At 56.3% G+C, this 16,243-nt stretch carries 19 protein-coding genes; 9 read left to right on the top strand and 10 right to left on the bottom strand.

Annotated features, from left to right (window positions below; translation table 11 throughout):
• The 5 genes from petA to AAC019_RS14345 all read right to left on the bottom strand — a co-directional run bounded on the left by petA (window position 1) and on the right by AAC019_RS14345 (window position 3,657).
• Entirely contained in the window at window positions 1-594 is a 594-nt protein-coding gene (petA, locus tag AAC019_RS14365; RefSeq protein WP_339899763.1) for a ubiquinol-cytochrome c reductase iron-sulfur subunit, read from the bottom strand.
• A gap of 306 nt (window positions 595-900) precedes the next feature.
• Window positions 901-1,293, bottom strand: coding sequence for a 30S ribosomal protein S9 (gene rpsI / locus AAC019_RS14360; protein ID WP_041522518.1), 393 nt, complete (start codon window positions 1,291-1,293; stop codon window positions 901-903).
• 14 nt (window positions 1,294-1,307) lie between these two features.
• Complete coding sequence (gene rplM / locus AAC019_RS14355) at window positions 1,308-1,736, bottom strand: 50S ribosomal protein L13 (protein ID WP_339899761.1); 429 nt, start codon at window positions 1,734-1,736, stop codon at window positions 1,308-1,310.
• Between the two features lie 150 nt (window positions 1,737-1,886).
• On the bottom strand, window positions 1,887-3,005 hold the full coding sequence (gene zapE, locus AAC019_RS14350; RefSeq protein WP_339899759.1) for a cell division protein ZapE: 1,119 nt from the start codon (window positions 3,003-3,005) through the stop codon (window positions 1,887-1,889).
• Entirely contained in the window at window positions 2,998-3,657 is a 660-nt protein-coding gene (locus AAC019_RS14345; protein ID WP_339899757.1) for an alpha/beta fold hydrolase, read from the bottom strand. Before AAC019_RS14345 ends, zapE begins: the two co-directional genes overlap by 8 nt.
• Window positions 3,658-3,820: 163 nt before the next feature.
• On the opposite strand from AAC019_RS14345, the gene AAC019_RS14340 reads away from it, so the two are divergent.
• Both AAC019_RS14340 and AAC019_RS14335 read left to right on the top strand, forming a co-directional pair.
• On the top strand, window positions 3,821-4,315 hold the full coding sequence (locus AAC019_RS14340) for a DUF1043 family protein (protein ID WP_339899756.1): 495 nt from the start codon (window positions 3,821-3,823) through the stop codon (window positions 4,313-4,315).
• Window positions 4,316-4,363: 48 nt separating this feature from the next.
• The gene (locus AAC019_RS14335; protein ID WP_339899755.1) at window positions 4,364-5,521 is read left to right on the top strand and encodes a trypsin-like peptidase domain-containing protein; all 1,158 of its coding nucleotides are present in this window, start codon (window positions 4,364-4,366) and stop codon (window positions 5,519-5,521) included.
• 38 nt (window positions 5,522-5,559) lie between these two features.
• Here the strand turns inward: AAC019_RS14335 and hisD are convergent, their stop codons facing one another.
• From hisD to AAC019_RS14310, 5 genes are all read right to left on the bottom strand, one after another.
• Window positions 5,560-6,867 carry a histidinol dehydrogenase gene (gene hisD, locus AAC019_RS14330; protein ID WP_339899753.1) on the bottom strand — a complete coding sequence of 436 codons (1,308 nt, stop codon included), beginning with the start codon at window positions 6,865-6,867 and terminating at the stop codon, window positions 5,560-5,562.
• 12 nt (window positions 6,868-6,879) lie between these two features.
• Window positions 6,880-7,512, bottom strand: a complete 633-nt coding sequence (hisG, locus tag AAC019_RS14325; protein WP_339899778.1) for an ATP phosphoribosyltransferase — start codon at window positions 7,510-7,512, stop codon at window positions 6,880-6,882.
• A gap of 17 nt (window positions 7,513-7,529) precedes the next feature.
• Window positions 7,530-8,792, bottom strand: coding sequence for a UDP-N-acetylglucosamine 1-carboxyvinyltransferase (gene murA, locus AAC019_RS14320; protein WP_339899752.1), 1,263 nt, complete (start codon window positions 8,790-8,792; stop codon window positions 7,530-7,532).
• A 12-nt stretch (window positions 8,793-8,804) separates the two neighbouring features.
• Window positions 8,805-9,047, bottom strand: coding sequence for a BolA/IbaG family iron-sulfur metabolism protein (locus AAC019_RS14315; RefSeq protein ID WP_041522509.1), 243 nt, complete (start codon window positions 9,045-9,047; stop codon window positions 8,805-8,807).
• Window positions 9,048-9,181: 134 nt separating this feature from the next.
• Window positions 9,182-9,796, bottom strand: a complete 615-nt coding sequence (locus AAC019_RS14310; RefSeq protein ID WP_339899751.1) for an ABC transporter substrate-binding protein — start codon at window positions 9,794-9,796, stop codon at window positions 9,182-9,184.
• Between the two features lie 276 nt (window positions 9,797-10,072).
• Here AAC019_RS14310 and AAC019_RS14305 point away from each other — a divergent pair, with 276 nt between their 5' ends.
• From AAC019_RS14305 to AAC019_RS14275, 7 genes are all read left to right on the top strand, one after another.
• Complete coding sequence (locus AAC019_RS14305) at window positions 10,073-11,035, top strand: calcium/sodium antiporter (RefSeq protein WP_339899750.1); 963 nt, start codon at window positions 10,073-10,075, stop codon at window positions 11,033-11,035.
• Window positions 11,036-11,084: 49 nt separating this feature from the next.
• A complete protein-coding gene (locus AAC019_RS14300; protein WP_339899749.1) occupies window positions 11,085-12,056 on the top strand; it encodes a KpsF/GutQ family sugar-phosphate isomerase in 972 nt (323 codons plus the stop codon).
• Window positions 12,057-12,094: 38 nt separating this feature from the next.
• Window positions 12,095-12,631, top strand: a complete 537-nt coding sequence (locus tag AAC019_RS14295; protein ID WP_339899748.1) for an HAD-IIIA family hydrolase — start codon at window positions 12,095-12,097, stop codon at window positions 12,629-12,631.
• Window positions 12,632-12,671: 40 nt separating this feature from the next.
• Entirely contained in the window at window positions 12,672-13,208 is a 537-nt protein-coding gene (gene lptC, locus AAC019_RS14290) for an LPS export ABC transporter periplasmic protein LptC (protein ID WP_339899747.1), read from the top strand.
• On the top strand, window positions 13,198-13,740 hold the full coding sequence (gene lptA / locus AAC019_RS14285) for a lipopolysaccharide transport periplasmic protein LptA (RefSeq protein WP_339899746.1): 543 nt from the start codon (window positions 13,198-13,200) through the stop codon (window positions 13,738-13,740). Before lptC ends, lptA begins: the two co-directional genes overlap by 11 nt.
• 1 nt (window position 13,741) lies before the next feature.
• Window positions 13,742-14,467 (top strand): LPS export ABC transporter ATP-binding protein, encoded by a 726-nt coding sequence (gene lptB, locus AAC019_RS14280; RefSeq protein WP_339899745.1) that lies wholly within the window; start codon window positions 13,742-13,744, stop codon window positions 14,465-14,467.
• A gap of 135 nt (window positions 14,468-14,602) precedes the next feature.
• The gene (locus tag AAC019_RS14275) at window positions 14,603-16,132 is read left to right on the top strand and encodes an RNA polymerase factor sigma-54 (RefSeq protein ID WP_339899743.1); all 1,530 of its coding nucleotides are present in this window, start codon (window positions 14,603-14,605) and stop codon (window positions 16,130-16,132) included.
• Window positions 16,133-16,243: the final 111 nt, after the last annotated feature.

Genomic DNA, 16,243 nt, shown 5'->3' with positions numbered 1-16,243 from the left:
TTATGCCTCCTGATCCACACCGATGGTCACCACAGCGTCGCTATCGTACTTATGCGGTGGCACCAGAAGGTTAATTGGTGCTGGAACACCTTTGAAAACACGCCCAGCGAGATCGAATTTAGAGCCGTGACAGGGACAAAAGAAACCGCCCTGCCAAGTACCGCCATCGAGGTCTACCGAGTTTACCTCGGGGCGAAACAAGGGCGCACACCCCAAATGCGTACACAGGCCGACCAAAATCAGGTAGTCAGGCTTGATCGATCGGGTAGGGTTTTGCGCATAGGTGGGTTGTTGCGGGTTCTCAGAGGCTGGATCACGTAGCAGCTCATCGTTACCCTCTAATGTGCTCAAAGCTTGCTCGGTACGGCGTACAATATAAACCGGCTGACCACGCCACTCAGCAGTAATCATGGCGCCGGGTTCAATTTTGCTTACATTGACTTTTACCGGTGCACCAGCCGCTTTGGCTTTGGCACTTGGATTCCAGGAACCCACAAATGGTACCGCAGCACCTACCGCACCTACCGCGCCCACCACTGTAGTAGCGGCGGTGAGTACGCGACGGCGCGTTTTATTGACAACGTCATTGGTCATGACGACTTCTCCCCTAACAGCATCAACGGCCAGTAAATCACTGAATTTCAACGATTTAGAATCGTGTTATTGTCTTGTAAAAATTGGCCAATCTTAAAGAAATTGTGCGCCTGTTACAAGAATAACCACGCGAGGCCACGTGGCGTAAGGGCTACAGCGGCACCGGCGGAGCCGGAAAACCACTGGCCGAGGCGGCGAGCGGGCAACAAAACAACACCCTACAAACGAAAAAACGCCCAGGGGTAACCCTGAGCGCTTTTAAAAGCCAGCTGCCGCCGGTAAACCGACAGGCCAGGCACAGCCGAATTAACGCTTGGAAAATTGCGGCTTCTTACGTGCTTTACGCAGACCAACTTTCTTACGCTCAACCGCACGCGAGTCACGGGTAACGTAACCTGCTCCACGCAGCGACTGACGCAAGGTCTCATCGTACTCCATCAGAGCACGAGTCAGACCGTGGCGGATAGCACCGGCCTGGCCGAAACTACCACCACCAGCAACGGTGGCCTTAACATCAAATTTTTCCGTCAGCTCGACGCGTTCCAGAGGCTGGCGCACGACCATGCGTGCCACTTCGCGACCGAAATACTCGTCTAGCGAACGATCATTAATCGTAACTTTACCGGTGCCGGGAGTAATGAACACTCGAGCGGTCGAGGTCTTACGACGGCCGGTACCGTAATATTGAGTAACTGCCATAATCAGCTTTCCGTTTAGAGGTTAAGTTCTTGCGGCTGCTGAGCAGTGTGCGGATGCTCACTACCTGCGTACACTTTCAACTTGTTGAACATAGTCCGACCGAGCGGGCCACGGGGCAACATGCCTTTAACAGCACGCTGAATCACGCGCTCCGGGGCTTTATCGATCAACTTCTCAAAGCTGATTGACTTGATGCCACCGATAAAACCGGTGTGATGGTAATACATCTTGTCAGTCGCTTTTTTGCCGGTAACGCGAACTTTTTCCGCGTTGATGACTACAATGTAGTCGCCGGTGTCAACATGGGGAGTGTACTCAGGTTTGTGCTTACCGCGCAGACGAGTAGCGATCTCCGCAGCCATGCGGCCCAGAGTCTTACCTTCTGCATCAATCACGAACCAATCGCGAACGACTGATTCTGCTTTAGCACTATATGTCTTCATGTTATACCTGCCTACTAGGTGGTGCTTCCCACAAAAAGAGCGCGAATACTACATAACGCGCCGCACCAATTCAAGCCTTTTTTGAAGTTTTTTACGGGGTTTCGCAGAGCCCTTAAAGCCGCAACGAAAATCGCGCCAGCGCAAGGCCCATCAGGGCTGATGCTCCCGCGCCAGATACTCGTGACTCTGCATCTCCAGCAGCCGACTCTCGGTGCGACCAAACTCAAACTCCAACCGTCCCCCGGCGTACAAATCGCTGAGAGGCGCCGCCGCCGACACCACTAATTTCACCCCCCGATCGTAAAACTCATCCACCAGATTAATAAAGCGCCGGGCCTGATCGTCTTTAGCGCCGCCAAGCACCGGAATATCACTCACCAGCACCGCGTGAAACTCGCGCGCCAACTCAATGTAATCATTTTGCGAGCGCGGCCCGTCGCACAGCGCCGCAAAATCAAACCAGACAACATCGTCGGCCTGTTTGCGCACGTTAATGCGGCGCTGTTCGACCTCTATGGTGGTGCTCTCGCGCACCTGTGCCCCGGGCGGCAACAAACGCTCAAACGCAGCACTAAGCGCCGCTTCGGCTTCCGCACCCAGCGGCGAGTAATACAGCTCGGCCTGACTCAGCGCCCGCAGCCGGTAGTCAACACCGCCATCCATGTTAACCACCTCAGTGTATTTTTGCAGTAGCGCGATGGCCGGTAAAAAACGCTCGCGCTGCAACCCGTCGCGATACAGCCCGGCGGGCTCTATATTGGAAGTGGTCACCAAGGTCACGCCCCGCGCAAACAGCTCCCGCAGCAGCCCGGCCAGAATCATGGCATCGGTAATATCGCTGACAAAAAACTCGTCAAAACATATAACCCGGGCTTCGGCGGCGATTCCCTCCGCCACTTGCTCCAACGGATTTTTACGCCCGGCAAACTGCTTTAAATCGCCGTGCACCCGCCGCATAAAGCGATGAAAGTGCACGCGCATTTTTTGTTCAAAGGGCAAGCTCTCGTAAAAGTTGTCCATTAAGTACGTTTTGCCGCGACCAACACCGCCCCAAAAGTACAACCCGACCACCGGCTCTTGCTGCTCGCGCCCCATCAGGCGCTGCCACAGGCCGGGCTTTTTTACTGGCTCTTGCAGCCGCTCATACAAGCGCTGCAACCTCACCACCGCGTCGGCCTGCGTGGCGTCAGCCACAAAGCCCGGTCGCTTTAAATCCTCTTCGTAGCGCGCCTGCGGACTCAGCGGTTTACTCCCGGCCCGATCACTCACCCGCCACCCCCAGCACTGCCTGGGTGAGCGCCGCTTTTAATGGGCTCAACTCGCCATGAAAAAAGTGCCCGGCAGTGGCAAACTCGTGATAGCTAACCCCCAGCGCCGCGCTCCAGCCAGCCACCTCAGCGGCCACCACCCGCTCATCCTGCGCCCCCTGAAAAACACTGGCGGGGGCGGCTAATTTTGTTAACCCTAAAAGCTGATAGCGCGGCACCGGCGGCGCCACTAACGCTATATGCTGCAATGGCCCAAGCTGAGCACTGGCATTTGCGATTACCGCAGCACCAAACGAAAAGCCGGCAATATACACCGGCGCCTGCGGGCGCTCACGGCGCACAAAGTCCATCACAGCGTGCAGGTCATCACGCTCGCCGACGCCCTCGGCGTACTCGCCCTCACTGGCACCCACACCGCGAAAATTAAAACGCACCACCGCCATCCCCAAGTCCCGGTAGGCGCGCATCAGGGTGGTCACTACTTTATTATCCATAGTGCCACCGTGCAGCGGGTTCGGATGGCAGACAATAGCGACAGCGCCAGCCTGCCTTAAAGCACCCCCTTCAGCCCCGGCGTGAACACACACCTCAAGCGCACCAGCGGGACCGGACAGCGATTGCCGCTGATCGCGGTCAAACACATCATTTACCATAAACTCAACTCACCTAAATATGACGACGAGAGCAACTTTTTTGCGCCGGCACGACCGGACACCTCACGTTGACGGGTAAAAGACCGTATAATACCGACTGCAAGGTAGGTTTTGCACGCCAAGACCTGCGACTCTTTTATCCGGCAACTTCAGGAGAGCCGTTGTGTACTCACTCGCCACCGTCATTATAAGCGCCCTTATCGCCCTGTTTGCGGGCTGCATAGCCGGCTACGTGTTCTCGCGCGGCCGCCCGGGCAACGCTCGCAATGCCGACATTGAAAAGCGACTGATAGACGCCGAAGAAGCGCTCAACAATTATCAGCGCGATGTTACCGACCACTTTGCCCGCACCACAGAGCTGGTCAACAGCCTCAACGAAAGCTATCGCGACATGCACGAGCACCTGGCCAGCAGCGCCTTAAAACTGAGCACACCGGAGATCAGCCGCCAACTGCTGGCCGATGCCGAGCACCAGCTGCCCGGCGGCAAGCACCACGAGCTGCACGAGCAACAAATTCAGGCGCCGCGCGACTGGGCCCCTAAGCGTCAGGGGCACAAACCGACCCTGAGCGAAGAGTATGGCTTGGACGAGCAAAACCCGGACACCTCGGACACCACGGTTGCGCCCGAGCCACACTCAGCCTCTGGACGTCAATAAGACGGCTCACCCGAGCCATTATAAGAGCGTCCAACAAGAGGAGCCCCCATGCGACCCAGCCGCCTGCTGAGTTTTTTTGCCTGGCCCGTTATGATCGGTTTAGTAGCCGCACTGCTACTATTAATAACCGTCCCCGAGCTACGCCCTGCAGGCTGGGCCTCAAGCACGGCCGCGAGTAACCACCACGACAATTCGTTTGCCAATTTGTCGTACGCCCACGCCGTCGACCGGGCAGCGGCTTCGGTGGTCAATATATACTCGCGCAAGGTCATCGAGACCCGCCGCCACCCACTGGCCGACCACCCTCTGTACGAAAAAATGTTTCGCAACTCAGGGCAGCAAGAGCGCGTCAAATCCGCCTTGGGCTCGGGCGTTATTGTCAGCACTGAGGGCTACTTGCTGACCAACAACCACGTGATAGAGGGGGCCGATGAGATTTTAGTGCTGCTGCACGACGGTCGCCGCGCCGGCGCTACCATTATTGGCAATGATCCCGGCAGCGACCTGGCCGTACTAAAAATTGAGCTGGACAACCTCACACCAATCAGTATCGGCAACCCCAATCAAGCGCGTGTCGGCGATGTGGTACTGGCGATAGGCAATCCTTTTGGCGTAGGCCAAACAGTGACCCAGGGGATCATCAGCGCCCTGAGCCGCTACGGTCTCGGCATCAGCAGCTACGAAAATTATATTCAAACCGACGCGGCCATCAACCCGGGCAACTCGGGCGGGGCCCTGATCGACACTCACGGTAACTTACTGGGCATTAACGCCGCGATTATCTTTGACACGGTTGGGATCGGCTTTGCGGTACCCGCCGACGATGCCATGAAGTCACTCGAGGACATTATCAGGTACGGTCGTGTTGTCCGTGGCTGGCTGGGGCTGGATGCCGAGCGCCTAACGCCGGCGGCCATTACCGCACTGGGGCTAAAAAACGTGAGCGGCCTGCGGGTGACCAATGTATTCCTCAACAACCCAGCCCACATTGCCGGTATTCGTCCCAACGATGTGATCACCCACATCAATGGCCAGCCTATTGGCAACGAGCGACAGGGGCTGCGCGAAGTGGCCGACCTATCACCGGGAACACAAGTTACGGTGCGGATATTGCGCCCCCACTCGCAGGGCTCGCTCCCCGAGGAGCTAGAGATAGAAGTTACCGTGGGTGAGCGGCCGGACAATCTCGAAGTAAATCGTACGTAAAACTCATTAGCGCCGGGTAAAACCGGCGCTAATGGCGCTTAACGCTTGCGGTACTCCGCCGATATGGCGTGCGCCTCCAGATCTTCGCTGCGCGCCAGGGTCGAGGCTGTTTCGGCCAGCACCGACGCCCCCTCGGGCGAGCAAAAGATAATCGAGCTGCGCTTTTGAAAGTCGTACACCCCAAGTGGCGACGAAAACCGTGCGGTGCCCGACGTTGGCAATACGTGATTGGGGCCAGCGCAGTAATCCCCCAGCGCCTCCGGGGTATGGCGCCCCATAAAAATAGCGCCCGCGTGACGAATACTGGGCAGCAATGCCTCCGGGTCAGCCACTGACAACTCTAAGTGCTCCGGGGCGATACGGTTCGACAGCGCAACCGCCTCGTCCATATCCGCCACTTTTATCAGCGCACCGCGGTTGGCCAGAGACGGCCGGATAATGGCTTCGCGACTCATGCCTGGCAGCAGCCGCGCCATGGACTCCGCCACCTTATCGAGGTACTGCTGATCGGGGCAAATTAAAATCGATTGCGCCTGCTCGTCGTGCTCGGCCTGACTAAACAGGTCCATCGCAATCCAATCGGGATCGGTTTCGCCATCGCACAGCACTAAAATTTCGGATGGCCCGGCAATCATATCGATCGCCACCTGACCGAACACCGCACGCTTAGCGGTCGCCACAAAAATATTGCCCGGGCCGACAATTTTATCAACCCGGGCAATGGTTTCGGTGCCATAGGCAAGCGCCGCCACCGCCTGCGCGCCGCCCACGGTAATCACACGATCCACACCCGCAATAGCCGCGGCAGCCAGTACCATATCGTTGAGCTCGCCGTCGGGTGCCGGCACCACCATGGTCAGCTCATCAACGCCGGCCACTTTGGCGGGGATAGCGTTCATCAGCACCGATGACGGATAAGACGCTTTGCCACCCGGCACATACAACCCCACCCGCTGCATGGCGGTAATCTGCTGGCCCAGCACGGTGCCATCGGCCTCGGCATAACGCCAGGACGCCTGCTTTTGATGCTCGTGATAAGCGCGCACACGCTCAGCCGCTGTTTCCAGCGCCTCGCGCTGAGCCTGAGTGATACTGGCCAGCGCCGTAGCGATGCGCTCGGCAGACACCACCAGCTCATCCATCGCGGCGACACGGCGCCGGTCAAAGCGATTGGTGTACTCAATCACGGCCGCGTCACCGCGCTGTTTTACCGCCGCGATAATCTCGGCCACGATGTCGGCCACTTTGGTGTCAGATACCGAATCCCAGGCCAGCAGCTCATCGAGCCGGGCGGAAAAATCAGCCTGCGACGCATCGAGACGAGCGATCATGGAGTTGTCAGTCATAGTACTCTCTGCTTAGTCGTTGCCCGCGCCTACCGCCCGGGCAATACCGTCGATAATCGCCTGAATACGCACGTGCTTCATCTTCATTGACGCTTTATTTACAATCAATCGCGAGCTAATGTCGGCAATAAACTCACGGGCCTCAAGCCCATTGGCCTTTAGGGTATTGCCGGTGTCGACGATATCCACAATCTCATCGGCGAGGCTCATAATAGGCGCCAGCTCCATTGCCCCGTACAATTTAATAATATCGCTTTGGCGCCCCTGAGCCGCGTAATATTGCTTGGCAATATTAACGTATTTGGTGGCCACCCGAATGCGGCCCGATTTAGCCGGCGCATCTTTAATGGCGGCGGTCATCAACCGGCAGCGCGCAATGCGCAAATCCAAAGGCTCGTACAAGCCCTCCGCGCCGTTCTCCATCAATGTGTCTTTGCCCGATATACCCATGTCGGCCGCGCCAAATTGCACGTAGGTAGGCACATCGGCGCCGCGCAACACCAGCAACTGAACATCAGCCTGGTTCGTGGCAAACACCAGCTTGCGACTCTTATTGATGTCTTCTTCCGGAAGAATATCCGCCGCCGCCAACAGTGGCAGCGTCTCTTCCAGAATCCGCCCCTTGGTTAGGGCGATGGTAATCATGTCACTCATAATTCAACCTAGTTGGGAACCCGGCGGATATTTGCGCCCAGCATTTGCAACTTTTCCTCAATACATTCGTAACCGCGATCGATGTGGTAAATACGATCCACCAAAGTCGCGCCCTCGGCCACAAGGCCGGCAATCACCAAGCTTGCCGATGCCCGTAAGTCGGTCGCCATTACCGGCGCCCCTTTAAGCCGCTCCACCCCGCGGATCATGGCCGTATTGCCCTGCAGGGTAATATCGGCCCCCATCCGGTTGAGCTCGTGCACCTGAATCAAGCGGTTTTCAAAGATCGTCTCGGTGACCGTGCTTGAGCCCTCGGCAATCGCGTTCATGGCGGTAAACTGTGCCTGCATATCCGTGGGAAACGCTGGATAAGGCGCGGTTTTTAGGCTCACTGCACGGGGGCGATTGCCCTTCATATCCAACTCAATCCAGTCGCTGCCGGTGCGAATATGCGCGCCGGCCTCTTCCAGCTTTAGCAGTACCCCTTCAAGAATATCCTCGCGGGTGTCTTTAACGCGAATGCTGCCTCGGGTGGCGGCCGCAGCCACCAGGTAGGTACCGGTTTCAATACGGTCGGGCATAACGTTGTAATGACAACCACTTAGGCGTTCAACACCGTTAATCACCAAAGTTGCGGTACCGATGCCTTCAATCTGAGCACCCATGGCCACCAGGCAGTTCGCCAAGTCCACCACCTCGGGCTCGCGCGCGGCGTTTTCCAGCACCGTGCGACCCTCGGCGAGCACGGCCGCCATCAATAAGTTCTCGGTGCCACCCACGGTTACCGTATCCATAAAGATATGGGCACCTTTTAAACGGCCATCCATCGTGGCGCGAATGTAACCTTCGTCGACCTCAATATTAGCGCCCATGGCCTCGAGCCCGCGCAAATGGATATCCACCGGGCGGGAGCCAATGGCGCAGCCCCCCGGAAACGACACATTCGCCACGCCGTGGCGCGCCAACATAGGCCCCAACACCAAAATAGAGGCGCGCATGGTTTTTACCAGCTCGTAGGGGGCGGTAAAATCGTTAATGGCGTTGGCGTCGATCTCCACCGACATCCGCTCATCTACCGTAACCCCAACCCCCATACAGCGCAGCAGCGCCAACATGGTAGTAATGTCATTTAAGTGCGGCAAATTCGAGATATTAATCGGCGTATCGGCCAGCAAGGTGGCGGCAAGAATGGGCAACGCCGAGTTTTTTGACCCGGAAATACGAATCTCGCCGGCCAACGGGCCTGCGCTCTGAATCATCAATTTATCCATGCGGGCTACCTGTTAGCTGGACTGGCGAGCAAACTCTTCGGGAGTTAGCGTTTTCATATGGACGGCGTGAATAACGCCGCTGGCGATTTGATCAGTCAGCACGGCATACACCATTTGCTGCTTTTTAACAGGGCTAACACCGGCAAAAGCAGGGCTCACGACCACCAGGTGCACATGACTACCTTCAATAGTGACCTGCGCCTGACTATCGGCAATGTGGCTTTCGATAAGCGCTTGAATCTCGTGGGCTTGCATAGCTCTCCCATAGGGCTGGGTTGGCCGCAGCAACGAAGCGGGCCAACTAAGTGGAAATCTCAAGGCGGGAATATTACCGGATTGTAGCGCCCCGCGCACCTCCAAGGCGCACGCGCGCTACTGACAGGGGTGTTTTAGCCTTCGGATGAGTTCCAATGGCTGATAACCTGATCGATATCACCATTGTACTTATTGGCCAACTGCTCAAACTGACTGCTAAATGAGCGACCGAGGTTAACGCCATTGAGTACAACGTTAATCAACTTCCACTGATCGTCGCGGTTTTTACCCATAGTGTATGACAGCTTATGGGTGGACCCTTCGTGACTAACCTGCTGCTCTACCGTGACACGACGCGAATCTCCCACCGGCTCGGGGGCTGGCAGCAGCTGGATATTACTGTCGGCATACGTAGCAATACCCTTGGCATAGGTAGTAACCAAGCCCGACTGAAATTTATCGGCAAAGGCGCGCTTCTGCTCGTCAGTCGCTTTACCGTAATAGTTGCCCATCACCACGCGGGCGATGTAATCAAACGCCACTACGGGCTCTAGCGCGGCCATCACCTGAGCGTCAAAGCTGGCTTGGTCGCCGCCTTTATTGTGCTCCTGAGCCGCACTGACCAGCTGGTCGGTCACCTTGTCCACCACCTGATAAGGGTCCGCACCCTCGGCACGTGCACCCAGGGCTACAAACATAAAAAGCACCGCAGCAATCTGCAGCGACTTTTGCACAAAAAATCGATTCATCTTTCCATTCCTTAACGAGTAAATTACCACAAACTCTTCCTCAGACCCCAGCCAACGCCACGTGCGAGTCTTCTTAATAGAGATACGTACAACAGGGCCCGCCAGATTATCAGCCCTTTAAAATAAGACTAAAAAGCCACAAGCTAACCGCACTTAATTGCTGTGCGCGGCGTAACACTATACCATTTAGCCCCGCGCCAACCTACTGACAACCGCACAGTAAAATGGTGCCAACCCTTTGCGAAAAATCAGCCCGTATTCTACCGAGATCACTTTATGTCCCAGCTTTGGATCCCCGCCCTATTAGTTTTGGTCGGTTTTGTCGGCTTAATCTGGAGCGCCGATAAATTTGTGGCAGGCAGCGCTGCCATGGCGCGCACTTTTGGTATATCCAAGCTGATTATCGGCCTCACCATCGTCGCCTTTGGCACCTCGGCCCCAGAGGTCGTCGTGTCGCTAAACGCCGCACTGAGAGGCGCCGGCGACCTCGCCATAGGTAATGCACTCGGCTCCAATCTGGCCAATATTGGCCTGGTACTGGGGGCAACCGCACTGATTGCCGCCCTACCGGTACAAAACCACCTCCTAAAAATTGAACTGCCGATACTGCTACTGGTTACCGCGCTGGCCGGCTGGTTCTTGAGCGACGCCAATCTATCCACCGCCGAAGGCTGGACACTGCTGGTCCTGTTACCCTGCGTTATGGGGTTAATTATATGGAGCAAACGCCACCACCCCGAAGAGGTTGAAGACGACATCCCGGTCATGAGCCGACTCGCCTCAATAGCCTGGTTTTTGATCGGCTTAACCATCCTTATCATCAGCTCTGATCTGTTGGTGCGCGGCGCCAGCCAACTCGCCCTCGCCTTTGGCGTCAGCCCTTTGGTTATCGGGTTGACGGTGGTAGCGGTAGGCACCAGCCTGCCAGAGCTGGCGGCCTCTGTGGTCAGTGCTTTAAAAGGCCACTATGACATCGCTATTGGCAACGTGATTGGCTCCAACCTGTTTAACCTATTAGCCGTGATGGCAATACCGGGTATTGTCGCACCACTCGATATGGAGCCGGCTGTATTTAACCGCGACTTTATGGCCATGGGCGGCTTAACCCTGGTTCTGGCGCTCGCCCTTTATATCAGCTACCTGACACGCCGCAACAGCGGCGGGGCGTCCCTCGGCAAGCCATTAGGGGTATTACTGCTTGTGTTGTATGCGGGCTATTACGCACTACTGCTGGGTTAATACATTATACTTACGCCCATCCAAAATGTTTTGAGACGCTAAAGGGATCATGACCGAATTCGACTTTGCTCAGTCAGCACTGCGCACCATTGAACTAGAGGCACAGGCGGTCGCCGAGCTGCGCGGTCATATCGACGAGCAGTTTGCACTCGCCTGCCGCCACATTTTAAAATGCAGCGGTCGCGTGATCGTCTCGGGAATGGGCAAATCAGGCCACATGGGCAAAAAAATTGCCGCCACCCTCGTCAGCACCGGTACCCCGGCCTTTTTTATGCATCCTGGCGAAGCCAGCCATGGCGATTTAGGTATGCTGACCCGTGACGACCTGCTGATTGCCATCTCTTACTCGGGCAATTCCCCCGAGCTGTTGGCGCTTTTGCCGCTAATCAAGCGTCTGGGCGTCCCCATGATCAGCCTGACCGGCGTAGCCAGTTCGGTATTGGCACAAACCGCCGATGTCCACCTAAGCATTGCGGTCGAGCGCGAGGCCTGCCCACTGGCACTGGCCCCCACCTCAAGCGCCACCGTAACAACTGTGCTGGGCGATGCACTCGCCATTGCGCTGCTCGAGGCTCGCGGCTTTACCGCCGAAGATTTCGCGTTTTCACACCCGGGCGGATCACTGGGGCGCAAACTGTTATTGCGCGTCAGCGATGTGATGCACGATGACGATGCCCTGCCCGCGGTAAAACCCCAAGACACATTGGCCCGGGCACTGCTCGAAATGACCTCCAAGGGCTTCGGCATGACCACCATTGTCAATGACGACGGTACTCTGGCAGGCATTTTTACCGATGGCGACTTGCGCCGCAGCATCGACCGCGGAGTGGACATTCACTCAGTCCAGATGCACGAGATCATGCACCCCACCCCCACCACCATTGGCCCGGATACACTCGCGGCCGAAGCACTTAATTTAATGGAGACGCGCAAAATTACCGCGCTGGTGATCACCGATGAGCATGGAATTCCCACCGGTGTTGTGCATATGCATGACTTATTGCGCGCCGGTGTGATTTAATCGCGCCGCCATTTTAACCCCAACACAGCTGTAGACTTATGACTGAAGACACTCTCGCACGAGCACGCCGCATCAAACTCTTATTACTGGATGTAGACGGCGTACTCTCCGATTGCAAACTGTACTTTGATAACGCCGGCAATGAACTAAAAGCCTTTAATACACTCGATGGACAGGGCCTTAAGCTACTGCAAAAAACCGGCGTTAAAGTGGGCATTATTACCGGGCGCTCCAGCGCACTCGTCGCCCGACGCGCACGCGAGCTAGGTGTTGAGCTGCTCATTCAGGGCCGCGAAGACAAATGGGCAGCCCTGGGAGAAATGATCGAAAGCATGAATATCGCCCCCGATGAAATCGCCCACATGGGCGACGACTGGCCCGACCTGACGATTATGACCCGGGTAGGCCTGGCTCTGTCGGTACCCAACGGTCACAGTGCCGTCACCGAGCGCGCCCACTGGATCAGCCACAACCGCGGCGGTGAGGGCGCAGTACGCGACGCCTGTGACCTAATTATGCAAGCGCAAGGCACCTACGCCGATATGCTTGCCTCATATATTGCAACCGAGGGCTAACGCTGTGCGGCGCCGTCAACCCAAATCCTGGATTCTGCTTATGTCGCTGTGCTGCGCCTTGATTTACGGCACGCTGCAATACTCGCCCCAGGAAATGCTTGCCCCAGAGGACGACCAAGCAAACGAAAAACGCTTCCCGCAATCTTATATGGTGGGCGTGGTCGACCGGACCTACAGCGATAGCGGTATTTTAGAGCATAAAATGGTCGCCCGATCGGCGGTCTCCTACAGTGACGGCGCCATCGCCAACAGTGAAGTCAACCACCCTCACGTCACCATTTATGGCGCACCCGACACCGACCCGTGGCAACTTTCCGCCAAAGAAGGGCGCAGCCAAAACAACTCCATTACGCTGCAAAATAATGTTCAGGTCTGGAATGAGAAAGGCAAATACGGCTGGGTCACCCTGACCACCGACGAACTCACCATCGACACCGACCAGCAATACGCGCATACCGACAAACCTGTTACCATGCGTAGCGAGCGCGGCACCACTCGTGCAGTAGGCCTCAATGCCGAGCTCGACAACGGACGTATTGAATTGTTATCCGAGGTAAAAGCCACCTATGCTCCCTAATTACATTTTACGTCACCTAAACAAGCGCGGACTGCTTAAATACGCCGCCGCGCTGTTGGCGACGGCAACCATTGCCACTACCGCACAGGCGCTACCGGACGACCGCGAACAGGACTTCCAGCTGCAGGCCGACAAACAACTGTTTGACCAAAAAAATGGCCTGGTTACCTACACCGGCTCCGCTCGCTTACAGCAGGGCTCGCTAATTATCGATGCCGACCGGATCGTTATCCATTTTAAAAGCGACAACTCGGTCGCCAAGATCGAGGCCAGCGGCTCACCGGCCCACTTTCAACAGCAACCACAGGCCAACAAAGGCAAAGTGTTTGCCGAGGCACAAGAGATCAGCTACAACCACGACGAGCGCACCGTCACCCTCAACAACAGCGCCAAGCTTGAACAGGACGGCGCCATTATGCAGGGCCACAGTATCCACTACGATTTGACCCGCGAGCTGATCAATGCCCAGAGCGACGAAACCTCTAACGAGCGCATTAAAATGGTGATTCCTGCAGGGGCTGGCACGCAATAATATGGCTACTCTTACCGCACAAAATCTCGCTAAAAGTTACAAGCGCCGGCAAGTGGTCGCCGATGTCTCCATGTCCGTCAGCAGTGGCGAAATCGTCGGCCTGCTCGGGCCCAACGGCGCCGGCAAAACCACCTGTTTTTATATGATTGCCGGGCTCGTCAAAGCCGATAACGGCCGGGTGACGCTCGACGGGCTTGATCTTACCCATCTGCCCATTCACGGCCGGGCCCGCGCGGGTATTGGCTACCTGCCGCAAGAGGCTTCGGTTTTTCGCAAGCTATCGGTAGCGGACAACATTCTCGCCATTCTCGAGACGCGCCGCGACCTCAATAAAAAGCAGCGCCACGAACAACTAGAACAACTGCTGCAAGAATTTCACATCACCCACATTCGCGACAATCTGGGCATGTCACTATCCGGCGGTGAGCGACGCCGGGTCGAGATCGCCCGCGCGCTGGCCACCAATCCCGCTTTTATTTTGTTGGATGAACCCTTCGCCGGGGTCGACCCCATCTCAGTCAGCGATATTCAACATATTGTGCGCCACCTTAAAGATCGTGGCATCGGCATTCTGATTACCGACCACAATGTGCGGGAAACCCTCGGCATCTGTGAAAAGGCCTATATTGTCAGCGAAGGCAACATCATCGCCGAGGGCAGCTCAGAGCAGATTCTTGCCAACCAAAAAGTACGTAAAGTCTATCTGGGCGATAACTTTATGCTGTAAGGGCGCCGCCGCCCTTGACAATTTTAATTTTTCGCCTTTCAGGCACAAAGATTGCTTGATGCTATTGCTTGGCTTGATGTTGATGACTAAACTCCACAGTTACAACAACACAATCTGAGTGCCATTGCTAACATTATGAAGCAGTCCCTACAGCTAAAGTTGGGTCAACAGCTCACCATGACGCCACAGCTGCAACAGGCCATTCGCCTGCTGCAGCTGTCGACGCTGGATCTGCAACAAGAGATCCAGGAGGCGCTGGACTCCAACCCCATGCTCGAAGTCGAGGAAAACCTCGATGACACCAGCGGTAGCGAACAAAAGGATAATGACCCCGACGGCAAAGACGACCGTCGCGACGACGGCCAGGACGGCCTGAACAGCGCTGATGCAGCGAGCAACACCACAGCCTCCGAGGCCGACGAATCCACAGCCGAAGGCGAGTGGAACGAGTCAATCCCCCAGGACTTACCGGTTGATACCAGCTGGGATGACGTCTACGAGAGCTCTGCCTCGACTCTACCCGCCAGCAACTACGAAGGCGACGACAACGATTTTGAAAGCCGCCGCGGCAATACCGAATCGCTGTACGATCACCTGATGTGGCAACTTAACCTGACGCCAATGTCCGAGCGGGACGAGATCATCGCTCTGGCCATCATAGACTCGGTAGAACCCTCCGGCCTGCTCAGCAGCACCATCGAGGACATCTACGAGGGTTTAACCGCCAACTGGGATGATCTGGAGCTCGACGAAGTCCAGGCGGTTCAGCATCGCCTACAGCAATTTGACCCGTGCGGCACCTGCAGCATCGACTTAGTAGACTGCCTGCTGGTACAGCTGGCACAGTTTGACAAAAACACCCCGCACCTCGAGGCGGCCCAGCTCATCGTGCGCCAGTATCTGCCCTTGCTGGGCAGCCGCGATTACCGCCAGCTAATGCGTAAAACACGGCTTAAAGAGCCCGAGCTGGCCCAGGCCGTGGCACTGATTAAAACCCTAAACCCCCATCCGGGCGACAGCATCAGCACCAGCGAAACCGAGTATGTCGTGCCCGATGTCTTTGTCGATAAAAAAGAGGGCCGCTGGACGGTCGAGCTCAACCCTGACATTGCCCCCAAGCTGCGTATTAACTCGGGCTATGCCTCTATGGTTAAGCGCGCCGATTCAAGCCGCGACAACACCTTCTTAAAAGATAACCTGCAGGAAGCTCGCTGGTTTTTAAAGAGCTTGCAAAGCCGCAACGAGACGCTGCTAAAAGTGGCCACCTGCATTGTCGAAAAGCAGCGCGGCTTTTTGGAGTACGGCGCCGAGGCGATGAAGCCTCTGGTACTGCACGATATTGCCGAGCTGGTCGAGATGCACGAGTCGACCATCTCCCGGGTGACAACACAAAAGTATATGCACACCCCGCAGGGCATATTCGAGCTCAAGTACTTTTTCTCCAGCCACGTCAGTACGGACTCCGGCGGCGAGTGCTCATCCACCGCAATTCGAGCTATTATTAAAAAGCTAGTGGCGGCCGAAAACCCCAAAAAACCCTTAAGTGACAGCAAGATTACCGAAATGCTGTCCGAGCAAGGGATTCGGGTCGCGCGGCGCACCATCGCCAAGTATCGCGAGTCACTGAATATTCCGCCTTCAAACGAGCGCAAAGGGCTCGGTTAAGGCGAGGCCAATGTGACAGAACTGGCAATCCTTGCTATGTTGAAGTTCTGCCACAAGTTAAGCCCCGGCGTCCGCAGCAGCGCGCCGGGGCCGTCATTTAGGCAAGTCAGA

This window comes from uncultured Gilvimarinus sp., assembly GCF_963975215.1.
In the GTDB taxonomy this organism is placed as follows: domain Bacteria; phylum Pseudomonadota; class Gammaproteobacteria; order Pseudomonadales; family Cellvibrionaceae; genus Gilvimarinus.
The sequence above is the reverse complement of the archived record's forward strand: the minus strand, read 5'-3'. Positions and strand labels throughout refer to the sequence as shown.